Source organism: Thalassoroseus sp., assembly GCF_984380535.1.
In genome coordinates this window covers 33,821-49,453 of sequence record NZ_CFHRBF010000026.1, presented here as the reverse complement: position 1 = coordinate 49,453, position 15,633 = coordinate 33,821, and the positions used below count along the sequence as shown (strand labels likewise).

The following is a 15,633-nucleotide window of genomic DNA, read 5'->3' as shown; positions in this document are numbered from 1 at the left end:
AATCGCGGACTCACCAGTCGTTAGTTTAGATTGTTACGGCAGTTCCATCGATTTGAGATGTTTTTTGCCGTCTTCGGTTTCTTGAATGACAACCGCATGGGATTCACCAAGACGATCGAGTTGCACGATGCCCTTCCAATCTTCGATGGTCTCGTATGACAACCCGGCTGTGCCGTTGATTCGCTCTTCGATGGCGTCAATGTCATCCACACCGGCGGTTTTGATCTTCATGACTCCACGAGCACTGTTGGCCATCAGCACGTAAGTTTCGCCACTTTGCTCGTAGACGAACATATCCAGCGGACGGTTACGGTTTCCCAGTTCCGCGACGGTTTCGCCACGCACTTTTTGACCGGCTTTCAAGTCGCTCAAGGGGAACTTCACAAGCGGCGTGCAGGTGTAAGCAGCGAGCAAGTGTGGTTTGCCATCGATGCTAAAAGGCACGAACGTCCGGACGGGAGAGCGGGTTTCGAATTTGCCGTGGGCTCCGTGGAAGATTTCCACACTGGTGCCCGAGTCCGCTTCGGCGAACGGGAAATACACAGCACGCAGGTTCGAAGCAAACTCTTCGTTCGACAGACCAGCGATGATCACCCGACCATCGAGGAAGGCAAGATCGGTGATCGATTCCTGACGAGGATTGCTACGACGTCGGCCTTCACCGACGACTTTGTCTTCCGGGGCATTCGGAATTTTCACCTGCGAAAATCGAACATCTTGCAAGGCGACGTCACTGATTCTCCCATCAGCACCCACTCGCAACACCGCTGGCATCGCTTGCGGTCCACGTCCGCGGGAGACCGACAGGAACACATTTCCGGTCGCCGGATTGACGGCCATGTCGTTGATCATCACGTTGTCGGCTTTGGTGCCGAGAGCGGCGGCGATTTTTTGATCGATGTTCTCGACATTGACCGGGGCAACTTCGCGACCGGGCGTTTTGGAGTCTTCGGTGTCAATCGCGAAGACCGTTGCCGACTTGGGATCGGCCACAAATAGCACGCCGTCAGGCCCAAATGCCAAGGCACCAGCGGACTTAATTTCCGGGGTCCCGGTTTTCAATCCATGATTAGCCGCGAAGGCTGGGGATAGCAACGCACCGAATAGTCCCAAACTTGCCAGCCAATGAATCTTTCGTCGCATCATGTCCAATACTCCCATGTCCATGAAATAGACTGCCTCGTAGAGTAACGATCTCCACGACATCACAGGTGTGATTATGCACATGAACGGTTCTCAAAAACAAGAATGCCACGATTTCGCCCATGACATGAGCCGAGGTTTTGAACCGCTTGACTGACTCGGAAGTACGCTGACTGATACCAAACAAAAAACCGCCGAGGTTAGTCGGCGGTTGACATGATCGAAATTGGCGGTCGTGTCTATCCGATGAATTCGAGATCCACCGGGTTCGGAATGACTTTCGCCTCGTGAGCTTGTCGAAGCAGTTCGGCGACGGCTTCACGACCGCGTTCGCCGAAATCGATTGTCCAATCGTTGACGTACATGCCGACGAACTTGTCTGCTTTGCTATTGTCCAAGTCGCGACCGTATTGCAACGCGTAATCGAGGGCTTCTTGTCGATTGTCGAGACCGTACTGAATGCTTTGCTTGAGCAGAGCCGTCACCTCTTCCATCGCTTCATGGCCGAGGTCTTTGCGAATCGCATTGGCTCCCAACGGCAGCGGCAACCCGGTGCGTTCGTACCACCATTGGCCCATGTCCACGACCAAATGCAGCCCCTGATCGCCATACGTCAACTGGCCTTCATGAATGATCAGACCCGCGTCGACTTTTTCCTGCTCGACGAGATTGAGAATCTCATCGAACGGATGAACTTCCGCTGTGAAATCGTCACCAAGCAAGAGTTTCAACGTCAGAAACGCAGTCGTCAGCGTTCCAGGGACGGCGATCGTTTTGCCGCGAAGTTGTTCGATCTCCATCGGCTCCCGAGTGACGACCATCGGGCCGTACTTGTCGCCCATACTCGCACCGCACGCACACAGGGCGTATTTGTCTGTCAGGTAGGCATAACCGTGCAAGCTGACCGCAGTGAGTTCCAACTCGGCGTTGAGTGCTCGTCGGTTCAGGGTTTCAATGTCTTGCAGCGTGTGCGTGAACTCGTACCGTCCGGTCTCGATTTTGTCATTCGCCAGCGCATGGAACATGAACGCATCGTCAGGATCCGGGCTGTGCCCTACATGGATTTGGATTTTGGCTTCGGTCGTCGTCATTTCTTCTCAGCCTGGCTCGGGAAAACGAATCTCAAACGGCAAAAGTATGAGGGCGTAAGGAGTGAGGGGGCAGGCGTGGATGCAACACACATCACGCCTGGCTCCTCACCCCTCACATCGGCCGCAGCGGCGGCTTGTCGGATTCTAGGCCAATCCGATACGATAGCCCACCGTTAGGGGCTGGAAACTTGGTTTTCGAACCGAATTGAACTTTGTCGGGTGCGTTGCGACGCACCTTTGTCGATTTGGAAACTCCGGGAATGAGGGGGCGTGGCCATGCACCTCACCCGATCGATTGGGATCGCAGGACGCGTCGATGATTTTGCTCACAGTGCGTGATTTGTCTCGGCAATTCGATCGCGATCCGGTCTTTTCCGGCGTGACGTTCGACGTGCGTCCCGGCGAACGCATCGGCCTGGTCGGTCCAAACGGCACCGGGAAATCAACCTTACTGAACGTACTGTGCGGCATCGATCATTCCGACACCGGCACGATCGAGAAACATCCTGCCGTCGAGATGGCCAGACTCGAACAGGAAGCCCATTTCGAACCGGGACGGACTTTGATCGAAGAAGCCCGCGCGGGTCTGGCTCACCTCTACGATTTGCAAGCCGAATCCATTGAGATCGCCGAGAAAATGGGGTCGGCATCTGGAGCCGAACTGGATCGACTGCACAAACGATACGATTTACTCCAGCACGAACTCGAAAAGCACGATGCCTACCACATCGAGCACCGTGTCGAGGAAGTGTTGACCGGGCTCGGGTTTTCGCCGGATGAGTACGACCGCCCCTTGGTGAGTTTCAGCGGTGGACAACAGAACCGGGCGTTGTTGGCGCGGCTGCTGTTGCGGGCACCGGAGTTGATGTTACTCGACGAACCGACGAACCACCTCGATATCGCCGCCACCGAATGGTTGGAAGGGTGGTTGGCCCGCACGACGGATCGCGGGTTGATTCTCGTCAGCCACGACCGTTTCTTCCTCGATCGCGTGACGAACCGGATTCTCGAACTGCACGGCGGAAAACTGAGTGACTACAAGGGGAACTTCTCCGCGTATTGGACGCAACGCGGCGAACGGCAGAAAGTCGCTCAGCGAACGGCCGAGAAACAGCAAGAATACGTCGCCCGTCAGGAAGACTTCATCCGCCGCAATCAATACGGTCAAAAACACGCCCAGGCCGCTGACCGGAAGAAGAAGTTGGAACGGTTGGAAGCCGTCGAGACGATCGACGATTTCTTCGAACTCCCCATGGGCTTCCCGAAACCAACACGAGCCGGCGATTGGGTGATCGACACGGAGGATGTTTCGCAGGGATTTGACGACAATCCGCCATTGTTCAAAGACTTCACGATTCGAATTCTCCGGGGCAATCGTGTCGGAATTCTCGGCCCGAACGGCAGCGGCAAAACGACCCTGCTGCGAACACTCATTGGCGAGTATCCCGCAAAAACCGGTACCGTCCGGTTTGGGGCGAACGTGCAGATCGCGTATTACGATCAGCAACTCAGCAGTGTCGACCCGAAGAAATCCGCCATCGAAGCGACCCGTCCCGCGAACAAACCGGAGATGACACCTGGCGAACTTCGCGGCATTCTCGCTAGGTTCGGTATCCGCGGTGAACAGGCTCGACAAGACGTTGGTAGCATGAGTGGAGGCGAAAAGAGTAAAGTCGCCCTCGCACGGATTGCCGCTCTCGATGCAAACTTGCTCATCCTCGACGAACCCACCAACCACCTCGATTTGTGGGCGCGTTCGTCACTCGAAGAAACCCTGAAGACCTACGAAGGCACGATCCTGTTCGTCAGTCACGACCGCTACTTCGTCAATCAGGTGGCCGAAAGCGTGATCGTGCTGGAACCCGAAGGCTGGCGGTATCACGAAGGCAACTACTCGGATTACGTCGCCTTCCGTGAAAACCGAGCGGCTGAAATCGCCCGAATCGAAGCGACCAAAGAACCCCCGCCCGAAGCAAAACCAAAAGCGGCCGAGTCGACACCGTCCGAGAAATCTTCGTCCAATAAGAAGCGAAAACGCAAATTCGCTTACCGGAAAGTCTCGGACCTGGAAACCGACATCGCTGAAACCGAAGAACTCATTGAACGTTTGCAAGCGGAACTCAGCGATCCCGAAACACACCGCGATGGCGACCGCGTGAAAGAAACGATGGAAGCCTACGAGGAAGCCACCCAACGGCTCGAAGAACTCTACGAACACTGGGAAGAAGCGGTGGAATTAAACTGATGGCTCCAACTTACGATGCGATCGTCCTGGGCGTGGGCGGGGTAGGAAGTGCGGCATTGTACCAACTCGCAAAACGCGGGTTGCGGGTGCTCGGCATTGACCGCTTCGGGATCGCCCACGACCAAGGCAGTTCTCATGGCGAGACGCGAGTCATCCGGCAGGCATATTTCGAACATCCGAATTACGTCCCATTGTTAAAACATGCTTACCGGTTGTGGGACCAATTGGAGAAAGAAGCCGAGGCAGAGTTGTTTCACCGCGTCGGTCTGATGCTCTGCGGACCGGGCGACGGTGAAGCCATTCCGGGGGCGAAGTTATCTGCGAAACGATACGGCGTGGGACTGGAATCACTTTCGCTCGAGGAAGCCCGCAAACGGTTTCGCGGGTTTCAATTTCCTGACGATTGCGAAGTCATCTTCGAACCCAATGCAGGATATCTGGAAGTCGAAAAGTGTGTGCGGACACACATCGAATTGGCTAAGCAACTTGGTGCGACCCTTCGCACGGGTGAGACCGTTGCCGATTGGCAAGCCGACTCGAACGGTGGTGTCAAAGTGACGGCAACATCGGGGGAATATCACGCCGGTTCGCTGATCATCACCGCTGGTGCCTGGGCGAGCGAATGGTTAAAAGCGGTTGATGTCCCCCTCAACGTGCTGCGAAAAGTCATGCTTTGGTTCGCGGTGCGGACGTCCGAATACGACGAAATGGCTGGGACACCCGTTTTCTACTTTGAACGCCCCGATGGTGCCTTTTTCGGTCCGCCGTGCTTCGATGGGCAAACGCTCCGGATGACGCAACACACCGGCGGAGAACCTGTCGCCGATCCCCTGTCGGTCGATCGCGAACTGCGACCGGCCGACGTGAAACCGATGGTCAAGTTCGTCCGTGAGACCCTGCCGGGGTTGGATGCACTCCCGACGCGTCACGCCGTCTGTCTCTATACGATGTCGCCAGACGGACAGTTTCTCGTCGATCGCCACCCGGACCACGAACGTGTGGTCTTCGCAGCTGGGTTGTCGGGACACGGTTTCAAGTTCACCAGCGTTCTCGGTGCCGCCCTCGCGGACATGGCGATCGACGGCAAAACCGAGTTGCCGATTGACTTCCTCAGCACGCAGCGATTCCACGCGTAATCTCATGCTTTTGCCAGCAGCGTTTCGATACCACCGGTGAGAATCGCGTCGATTTTGGGATCACACCACGCGACACTGACGGCATAGCCCCCCTGTGGATAGGCCTCGGCGGTGGGGATGTACCACGGTCCGCCGTCACCGTAGGCGGCACACGCGACGAAACGGTTAGGAGCGAACTTCTGGGCTCGCAACTGGTATTCGATGAAACTTTCCGAAGGCAAATGCAGCATCGAAATGTCATTGATGTGCAAACCGGAAAGCGTGATCGGAATCTGTTTTTGATACCGACGAATCCATGCGACCGTGTATGACGGACGATTCCGGCTAACAACTCGTTGTGACGAATCCTCGATCTGCTTCATGATCGCAGCTTCATCGAAACGCGGATCAGGGGGTGGCAGAATGTCTTCGGTGACCCACTCCAACGATTCGATCGGCTCTGGTTTCAACGCCGCTTCCGACGCCACCATACCGTCATAGATTCGCTGCGTGAGGACAGGTCGCATCTCCTTCGAACCGTCATTATATTTGCCCGCGCCGATGTTCCCGCCGCACCCGTTGAAATAGAGATGCGTGCAGTTCGGCTCGTCCTTTTGACGACGCTTGCGAGCCAAGCCGCAGAAGTCCGCACTCACGCGGCCGTCGCCGTAGTAACTCATGGGGTGACACGCATAATAGTGGCAAGCCGCGATTTTCTCGGCACCATCGTAAAACGCGACGGTCTTCAGATTGGGATCGATCAAACCTTCCGGCAGTTTCCAATGCTCGGGAACTTTCGACGCACTTCCACGTTGCGAGACGACCGTTCCATTCGGACCTAGAATGCGACGGTTCCCAGCGACCTTCTCGACTTTCGCTTCCCCATGGGCAATGTGCGTCACCTTGCGAGGCTTCTGAAGAGCCTCGGTGATTGCCTTCTGACCGGAGTCCAGGCAGCGACGGAAAAAGTCTAACTCCACAATGTGCGGCAAATCGCCTTGGGCCAGCACAATGCGTTCGGACTCCAGACATGCAAATGGAGCATTGTGCTGATGGACACAGTGTACCGTCACGCGGTCCGGCGTGGTTCCCGCAGCTTCCGCAAGTGCGGCTCGCCACGCGACATGAGCTTCGTTAAGCAGACCGGTCCAATCGACGATACACACCACGATCGGCTTGCCGGCCCCGAGCAGAACGAATCCGATCGCTTCCAGCGGGTCATCGACGGCAACCACCGGTTTGATCCAACCGCCGCACAGCGAGTGCCCCATTGGTGGCGTGACATCGAAACGAAATGGAGCCAAATGAAGGTTTGGCGATTTCACTGCCGACTCAGCGGCCAGATGAGTTTGCGACCCCAACCACCCGGCCGATAACGCCGCCGACGCTGTGCCCAGGAATGTGCGACGATCAAGACGATTCCGCATACGAAACTTCCACTGTTGTTCGCGAGACTCAGCCAACCCGGAGAACACAAGCTGGCGTAACCAAAAACGCATCAACAACATGTTATCCGATTGGGGCGTCACTGTGAAAGCCGCCTCCCGAATTCGGACAAATTTCGTGCGAATCCTCGTTCAAGATGTTCGACCAGTCACAAACGAAGCCCTCCGATCACGTGGGGTGATCGGAGGGCGACTCGTATGCGTCATTCGTCAGATGCCACCAAGTCGGTTTGCACCGGTTGTTGGATTCCAGAAGAACAAATCGTCGGCTCCGGCCTCACTGAAGACATCGTCGACCAGTCGAATCACACGTTCAAAATCGTTGTTGACTGCACGTGGGCGGTAGACGTTGTCGACAATGACTGGCGGGGCATCTTGTCGGATATCGGTCACGGCAGTTCGGTTCTCACCGGTTTCCGGATTCCAAAGGAAGATGTCGTCCAGTCCGTCGCCGTTCAAATCTGCAACAACAAGATTGTCATAGACGCCTCCGTTGAAGGCCGCCTGCGTACCCGGTGCATCGAAGAATCCGTCGAAAGTGGTGGCTTCACCCGGGGTGCCGACTGCAAAGGAAATACGGCGGTTCTTGCCAGTGGTCAGATTGACGAAGAAGATCTCATCCAACCCGCCTTCGACAAATTGACCGACATGCATCGACTCGAAATCGGAATTGATCAGCGTCGCATCGACCACGTTCGTTTCGATGGCGTTTAAGCCGGTGTCGCTTCCGACCGTTTCGGTCGCGAAGTGGGCCAACCGGTTTCGACCGGTGACGGGATTCCAGAAGAACACATCCGCCGGACCGCCGCCATCAAAGTCGCCGACTACGGCTGTGGTGAAGTCGTTCCCGTTGATCGCCGCTGGGGGGATGATATCCGTTTCGAAACCGGCTCCCAAACTGTTGGTGGCAACCGTGGTGTGTAACAGACGGTTTCGCCCAGTGGCCGGGTTCCAGAAGAACAGGTCGTGGCTGCCGTCTTCGTCGAAGTCACCGATCAAAACATCGGTGTAGTCGTTCCCGTTCAAAGCCGCCACCGGGAACGGATTGTCCTGCACGTTGCCGTTTCCGAAAATTAAGCGGTTCGCTCCGGTGGTCGGGTTCCAGAAGAACAGGTCGTCGGCGGAATCAAGGGATGCCGGAACACCGTCGAAGTTTCCGCTGAAGAATTCCGAGAAATCGTTGCCGTTGATCGACGTTGCCGGAATCGGACTCGAACGGAAGACCGCCAGGTTCGATCGCAAATCGTCGTTGAGAATCGTGCCTTCACCCTGGGCGTCGGAAATCGTGACATTACGTCCGCCGGCGTTGATTCCCAGAAGGTTCAATACGAAGGCTTCATCGATTTCGAATTTTTGGTCGCCGTTGATTTCGACAGTGATCGTCTGGGTTTCCCCGGCGACACCTGTGAACTCAAGGATGCCTGAATTGGCTTGGTAGTCACCGTCCAACACTTCGGCGAACTTGTCGCTGGTGGCGAAGTTCACTGTGAGAGGACTGTCGACGTCACCGTCCAGGGTGACCGTGAAAACGAGTTCTTGAACGCCGGCCGTTCGTTCGAAGATGGAGACATCGTTAATCGATACGCTTGCGGTGTCGTCATTGGCGATCGTACCGATGCCGCGGTTGTCGGCCAACACGAGCGACCGACCCGACGCCTGAGCATTGGAAAGTTGTACGAAGAATTGTTCGTCCAATTCGACAACGCCATCGTCAAGAATTTCAACCGCAATCGTCGCCGATGTCTCGCCGGCTGCGATCGTGACCGTTCCAGAAGTCGCGGTGAAATCGGCCTCGCTCGCTGAATCGGTTTGGGTTGCGAAATCGATCGTAATGTCTGCGTCGGCAATACGGTCGAGCGACACCGTAAATTCAAGCAGGCCGGAACCGCTCTCGCTCAGTACTGCGTCCCCGATTGTCAGGTTCGCAGTGTCGTCGTTGAGAATCGTGCCGATGCCCTGGGAGTCGGCAATCGTCACTGCGCGACCGTTGGACTGAGCATTGGACAAGTCGACAAAGAACTGCTCGTCCAATTCGACGAGTTGATCGGAAGTCATGTCGAGAGTCACCGTGGTCGACAATGTTCCTGCCGAGATGACTACGGTTCCACTTTGTGACGGCAAGTCGGTTGAGTCGGCAGTGTCGGTTGCCGTCGCAAAATCGACGGACACGTTCGCATCGGCTAGTTGGTCCAAAGAGACGGTGAATGTGATCGTGCCGTCATCTTCGTTTGCGGAAACATCGTCGATGGAAATCGTGGCGGCATCATCGTTGACGATCGTGCCCACACCGGTGCCATCACCGATAATCACGTCTCGGCCGGCGGCGTTCAAGTTGGAAAGTCGCACCTCGAAAGTTTGATCGAGTTCCACGATTGTGTCGGCAGTGATGTCAACGTCGAAAGTCGCGAACGTATCGCCCGCTGCAATCGTGACGCTGTCGTTGATGGTAGTGAAGTCGTTCGTATCGGCGGTGCCGAAGAATGTCGCATAACGAACTTCGACGTCTTGATCGACAGCACGATCGAGCGACACGGTGAACGTCATCGGTCCGTCGTCTTCGTTTTGCGTAACGTCATCGATCGTGAGACTTGCGGTGTCGTCGTTGAGGATGGTGCCCGTTTGCGTGCCATCGACAACGACAACACTGTTAGCCGGAATACCGCCGCTGAAACCGCTAATCATCCCGAGGGCAACTTCGAACATTTCGTCGGCTTCGACACCCAAGTCGCCGTTCACCTGCACGGTAATGGTTTGCACTTCACCGACGGTACCAGCGAACGTCAACTGACCGTCGTTGTCGATATAATCGCCGTCGGCTGTGGTGGCAGATCCATCGTCGGTGGTGTAATCGATCGTGAAACCACCGTTCACAGCTTGGTCGAGTGTCGCAGTGAATGTGAAGTCGGTCGTGCCGGAATCACCTTCGGTTTGTGTCGCGGAGACCGCTGCGAAAGTCAGCGTTGCGGAGTCGTCATTGATGATCGTGCCGTCCGCAACTCCACCATTCGCAAACTCAAAATCTGATGCATCGAGCCCATTCGTCAAATTGCTAACGGTCTGCAAGAGAACCTGAAAGACTTCGTCGGTTTCGACATTCGTATCGCCACGGACCAACACGCTGATCGTGCGAGCTTCGTTCGCAGTTCCGGTAAACGACAACGAACCACTGCGGGCGATGTAATCTTGATCGGCGACGGTGGCGGTGTCGTCTTGGGTGCTGTAGGAAACGTCGAATCCGCCTGCGATATCAGAATCCAATGTGACGGTGAACGAGAAACTTGTGATGCCGCCGTCTCGCTCGCCACGATTCGCATTGAGGGGAGCGATTGTCAGTGTGGCGGAGTCGTCGTTTTCGATCGTTCCAGTTGCGGTGCCCGTGACAATCGTCGAACCGGCCGACGGGTTAGACAAGATGACATCAAATGTCTCGTTGCCTTCGAGTGCGGTGTCACCTGTTACGAGAATGGTAATAGTCTGGGTGGTTTCGCCATTGCCGAATGTAACCGTGCCTGACGGAAGCACGCCGCCGTCGAAATCGTCCGCGTCGGCCACTCCCGATACGGAATAGTCGACGGTGCTGACTCCTGCGGTGAGATCGGACCTGGTGACGGTGAATGTGTAACTCGTGGTTCCGCTGTCGCCTTCGACAATGCTAGGGGCGTCAGCAGCGATCGAAAGCGATGCGAGTGTTTGCAGTTCGACGGCACCCGCATCGACGCTGGTACCGACCACGCGGCTAAATCCTGGCCCACGCCCATCGGTGGTCAAAACCGTTCCCGCAATAGTTCCATCGTCGGTCGCCAGCGTGGAGTCGCCGGAGTCAATGGCAGCACTGTTCAGAATAAGTAAGTGCGTGGGGATTGGGCCGCCATTGTCGGACAAGTTAATATCAATGACGTCGGCAGCGAGTTCACCGACTGTATTGGGATTCGTGTTGGTCCCGCTGATCCGCGTAGAGGCTGCGTCGCCGAAAACGTTGTTTGTGCTCGCGTCGGTCAGATTCTTGCCGCCCAATTCGCTGGGGACATCGTTGCCGACAGAACCAAAAAGATTCCCGACCACAATCGAGTTGATGAGAGTCGTATCGGTACCGCTGATACCGATCGTGAAAATGGCTCCGCCGACACTTCCACTGCTACTTCCGTCGCTGTCAGACCGGTTGCCAAAAAACGTGCTATTGACGATGACACTGTCACCGCTTTCGACCAGGATGGCGCCCGCGACACCCTCGGCACTGTTCTCTGAGAAAGTCGAGTTGATCACCGTCATGTCGTTGCGGATTCGAATAGCTCCGCCGTGATTGACGAGCGTGGAATTCTGGAAAAATGTACTGTTCAAAATCGTGAGAGGTCCACTACTCCAAATCGCACCACCACCAGCAGTGCCAGTCGAAGTATTGGTCGCCAAATAGAGACCGTCCAAGGTTAGATCACCATTGGTATTTAGGATCGACCCGCCCTCTTGATCGCGTCCCGAAATTAAGCTCATCCCGGAAATCGTGGCGGTTGCTCCTTCAATTCGGAAATGTCGCGATGCGTCTTGGCCGTCGATCGTCAATAAGTCGGCTCCGGGGCCGTTGATGACGACGTCTTGCGTGATAACCAACTCACGCGGCACACCGGTTTGCGCTTCCAGATTGATTTCGACCGCACCGCCGGCGGTCAGCCCCGGGTGGATGTTGATGGTATTGACGTCATCGAACGCGTTCGCCAATTCGATCGCTTCACGAAGCGACAGGTCGTCTAAGGAATAGTTTCCGTCGCGTTCATCGTCGAGAGTCGTAACGACAATCGGTTCGTTGATCGTGATGTTCGGAAATGCGGTCAGCGTGACGTCGTTGCCATCGCCGCCCACGTAACTAATCCGGAAGATCGTATCGTTGCCACCAACGAAAGCCCCCTCTGCCAAGCCGGCGAAGGTTCCAACGATCGGGTCGGCCAGGTCGTTGTTGATCAACGTGAACACGGCTTGGTCAGCAGGCTCGAAACTGGAAAGTTGATCGATCTCAAAAATCGAAGAACCCAAGTCGACCGAACCAGTGACCGAGATGCGGTCGTAGGTTTGGCCGGCAGTTCCACCACGGATATCGAATCGAAGCGTATCGCCAGCATCGAAGGCGAGATCTCCGGTCACCCGAAAATCGTTCGCGGGGTTCCCGACTGTGACGAGACCATTGATCTCGACATTCGTGCCGCTGAGATGAGGAAGTGCAGCAGCGATCATGTTTCGGGTTGTCAGTCCGTTCGTATTTGCGGTGACAGAGATATTGCCACCGGTCGAAATGGATGTTCCGTCGTTGAGTGTGATGTCACTGGTTCCGCTCGTGCCGACACCGGTGATTGTGATGTCGCCGGTATTCGCGGTGACCGTCGCGGAGTCGGCTAGCAAAATGCCGGTGTTTGCGACAAACGAAGTGGCTTGGCCGACCAGAATGATTTGACCAGTGCCCGCAGCGTCGATCATCGAATCCCGGCTCATGTCGATGCCCCGTCCGAGCACTCCACTGCCGCCGATACCGTTGATGTCGATGTTCCCGGTGCCGCTCGTTCTCAACACGGCCCCTTCCAACATATTGACGGCTGCTCCGCCACCACCGGAATTCGGTCCGCGAGCGTCGATATCGATATTCCCGCTGCCGGACGTGGAAATCGTCGAATTGATCACTCCCACCCCATCACCGAGACCGCCCGCTGCGCCGGTAATGTTCGCGACCAGTTGAATGTCGCCGTCTTCCGCTGTGAGACTGGCTCCGTTCAGGAATTCCATCTTCGTCGCGACTGTCAGCGAAATGACACCGGTGCCAGAGACCGTCACGTCAGAAGTGGCGTTGGCCAACGAGAGTGTGCCGGCGATGACCGTGAAGTCTTCATTGGTCGCCAACGTCACGGTGTCGTTGACGCGGACGGCATCATTTCCGCCTTCGCCGTCGATCGTGAAACTGGCACCGAAGCCGTTTTCCAAACCGTCGAGGTCGATGCTGTCGGTTCCGGTTCCGGCATTGATCGTAAATGTGCTCGTCGGGTTGGCGACGGTTAAGGTTTCCCCCGCAGTGGATGCGACCGTTGTGCTGCTCCCGCCGGCATCGGTCACGGTAATCGTTTCATCGGCGTCACTGTAATTCAGAGTGACGTTCGTCGCCGAGTTCGTCATTGTCACCGGTTCGAGTCCGGTGTAACTGATGTCAAAGGCGTCGAGTGAAAGTCCGCCGTCGCTGCTATTGTCGAAGTCGAAAACGGCGTTTGTGACGGCATCACCCGAGATATTGAGCGTATCTCCGGTCGCGGTTGCTTGGCCTTCGCCGTTGAAGTTGATCGTCAAACCTGCCATGCCGATGGCGTCGTAATCGACATTCACAACATCGTCGCCGTCACCACCGTTGATCGTCAGCTCGACGACATCGTTAAACGCTTCGCGGTAAATCTCGGTGGATGAACCGTCGGTGATCACTAGGTCGGTGTTCTCGACAAAGACATTGAACACATCGTCGCCGGCGGTTCCGTCCAAGGTCGTGACGATCGTGCCTGTCGCCAAACCGAAGGCGATGGTGTTAAGCGTGTCCTCGAAACCGGTAAGCCCTTCGGATTGTACGAAGTGTTCGCGAGTGAAATCGACATCTTCGTCGTCTGCAGTACCGAAGATGCGGTCGGCTCCGATGCCGATGGAGTTATCCAAGTTGCCGCCTTGGTCCATCAACCCCGCACCACTGTAAAACTGATCGGTGTGGAAATTGCCAAAATAATGCCCGGCTTCATGGGCAGCGATATTTCCGACTCCGACGCCGATCAATTCAATAATCGAACGTCCTGCATTGATCCCATATTGATTCAGCGAGTTCGGATTTGACGATGCGGCGCTGAGCAAATCGAGCAGGACCAGGGAATCTTCCGCGGTGTCGAAGTTTCCGATATCGAGCGATTGAGCGATACCGATTGTGCTAATGCCCGATTCTGCAATTGTCCCGCCGATCACGATTCGGCTGACGTTCGGTTGTCCGAAGACGTCCGCATGATCACGGCTATTGAGAATTTCGATCCCGAAATCACCGGGCGTGTTTGTCGTGTCAAAGTCGCCGTTATTGCCGAAGATGCCAATGTCGGTTTGGACGTTCTCGATGATGGTGTCCAAAATCGCGTCGATAACGGCATCTTCATCGCTGGAGTTCAAACCCCAATTCGGCAGGAAACTCGACAGTGGCGAAAGGCTTGCAGCGGGATTCGAACCGCCGAACACACGAGTGTCGACGACGGCGCCATCGAAATCGATGTAGAGAATTTGCTTGGTGCCCGTGAAATTGTTTTCGAGCACCGGGCGATAGACGTCGAGATCGAGAGCATAGGAACCAGAGCCATAGGTCAGCCCGATCGTGTATGTCCCGGTCGTTGGGGCGATAACTGCAGCGTTGGTGTTGGTCGAGAGTGGAGAGACCGTCGGGAACACGCTCGAGAGATTGAAGAACGAGCCAATCATCTCCGAACCGTCAGGAGCCCGGATGGAGGTATGAGCAAACCCGGACGCAAATCCGGCCTGAAGAATATCTCCGGCCTCGAGTTCCACGCTGAAGAAGTCTTGATCGCCGGCTGCCAACCCGACCAACAGGGAATAGTTCCCAGTTGACCCACTCCCCGGACCGGTGCCGCCGGTGTTGGCGTCATTAGGCAGGTCGAACGGTGTCGCACTGCCGAAAAAACCGCCAACAGCCAAGTAATAAGCACCGTCAGTGGGAGCAACAAACCGCAATGACGAGTCAATGCCGCTGCTAGCATTAACGAGGAACACGCTCCCATCGTCATTATGGTGCAGGAGATTACCGGAGGCATCGTAGATACCTAAGATCGAATCGAGACCTGCTCCTACGGAGTCGGTATCGACTTCCGCGATGATTTCTTGACCAGCAACCGCATCGACGCGGAAGAAGTCGAAATCACCTTGGGCAGCGAAAGTTCCGTCTCCGATCACCCCGCCGCTAAAGATGACGGCTTGTCCGTTGGTCACTCCGGTGTTAAAGGCGGTCGCGATGGTATCGCCGGGGTCGCTTGAAATCGATCCGGTAGAAAATCCGATGCCCCCTTGCGAACCGGTCAAGCGTGCCGATGGGTCGTCCCCTGGTCCCGTGCCGAAACCGGGAACCGGAGTTGCGGTAGCGGGAGAGTTGTTACTTTCCGCTTCACCGACCGTGACGAGCGACGTGAACGAAGAACCGCCGTCAATGGGATAAAGCACGTGGCTGAGGTCCAGCGGATCGCCATGTTCGATTTCCGAACCGCCACCGAAGATACTGAATTCCGCTTCCGGGCCGCCCATGATGGCGGCCAGCAAAATGCGGTCTTCGAAGACTTCTACCGTTTGAGGCATCCGTCCCAGGTTCGAGCGATCGCCAAACGAACGGCGTGAATTTTGACGAGGACGGTTCACGCGACGAAAGCGAGTTTGGGCGAGCTGCTCAAGCCAATGACGCAAATACACGAAGCCACCTGTGTGCAGAAGTAGAACCTGGTGTGAAGTTTTCTCAACTCATTGAGAAAATAGATAAGCTAGCGATAAAGAGAGAGCGTTCTACCATATACGGACGCGAATACTCTTTGCAAGCAGAATCC

At 55.9% G+C, this 15,633-nt stretch carries 6 protein-coding genes; 2 read left to right on the top strand and 4 right to left on the bottom strand.

All coding sequences use genetic code 11. The features are described 5' to 3' along the window. Positions 1 to 33: 33 nt before the first annotated feature. Together AC5DDB_RS27735 and AC5DDB_RS27730 are read right to left on the bottom strand one after the other, a co-directional pair. A complete protein-coding gene (locus tag AC5DDB_RS27735; protein ID WP_491743025.1) occupies positions 34 to 1,146 on the bottom strand; it encodes a hypothetical protein in 1,113 nt (370 codons plus the stop codon). A gap of 236 nt (positions 1,147 to 1,382) precedes the next feature. Further along, on the bottom strand, positions 1,383 to 2,234 hold the full coding sequence (locus AC5DDB_RS27730; protein ID WP_491743024.1) for a menaquinone biosynthesis family protein: 852 nt from the start codon (positions 2,232 to 2,234) through the stop codon (positions 1,383 to 1,385). Between the two features lie 316 nt (positions 2,235 to 2,550). On the opposite strand from AC5DDB_RS27730, the gene AC5DDB_RS27725 reads away from it, so the two are divergent. After that, entirely contained in the window at positions 2,551 to 4,479 is a 1,929-nt protein-coding gene (locus tag AC5DDB_RS27725; protein ID WP_491743023.1) for an ABC-F family ATP-binding cassette domain-containing protein, read from the top strand. Further along, complete coding sequence (gene solA, locus AC5DDB_RS27720; RefSeq protein ID WP_491743022.1) at positions 4,479 to 5,615, top strand: N-methyl-L-tryptophan oxidase; 1,137 nt, start codon at positions 4,479 to 4,481, stop codon at positions 5,613 to 5,615. The genes AC5DDB_RS27725 and solA overlap by 1 nt, the downstream gene beginning before the upstream one ends. A 2-nt stretch (positions 5,616 to 5,617) precedes the next feature. On the opposite strand, the gene AC5DDB_RS27715 is transcribed toward solA, so the two are convergent. Both AC5DDB_RS27715 and AC5DDB_RS27710 read right to left on the bottom strand, forming a co-directional pair. Then, positions 5,618 to 7,093, bottom strand: coding sequence for a hypothetical protein (locus tag AC5DDB_RS27715; protein WP_491743021.1), 1,476 nt, complete (start codon positions 7,091 to 7,093; stop codon positions 5,618 to 5,620). 156 nt (positions 7,094 to 7,249) lie between these two features. After that, positions 7,250 to 15,391: a beta strand repeat-containing protein gene (locus AC5DDB_RS27710; protein WP_491743020.1), complete on the bottom strand. Its 8,142-nt coding sequence runs from the start codon at positions 15,389 to 15,391 to the stop codon at positions 7,250 to 7,252. Positions 15,392 to 15,633 lie beyond the last annotated feature (242 nt).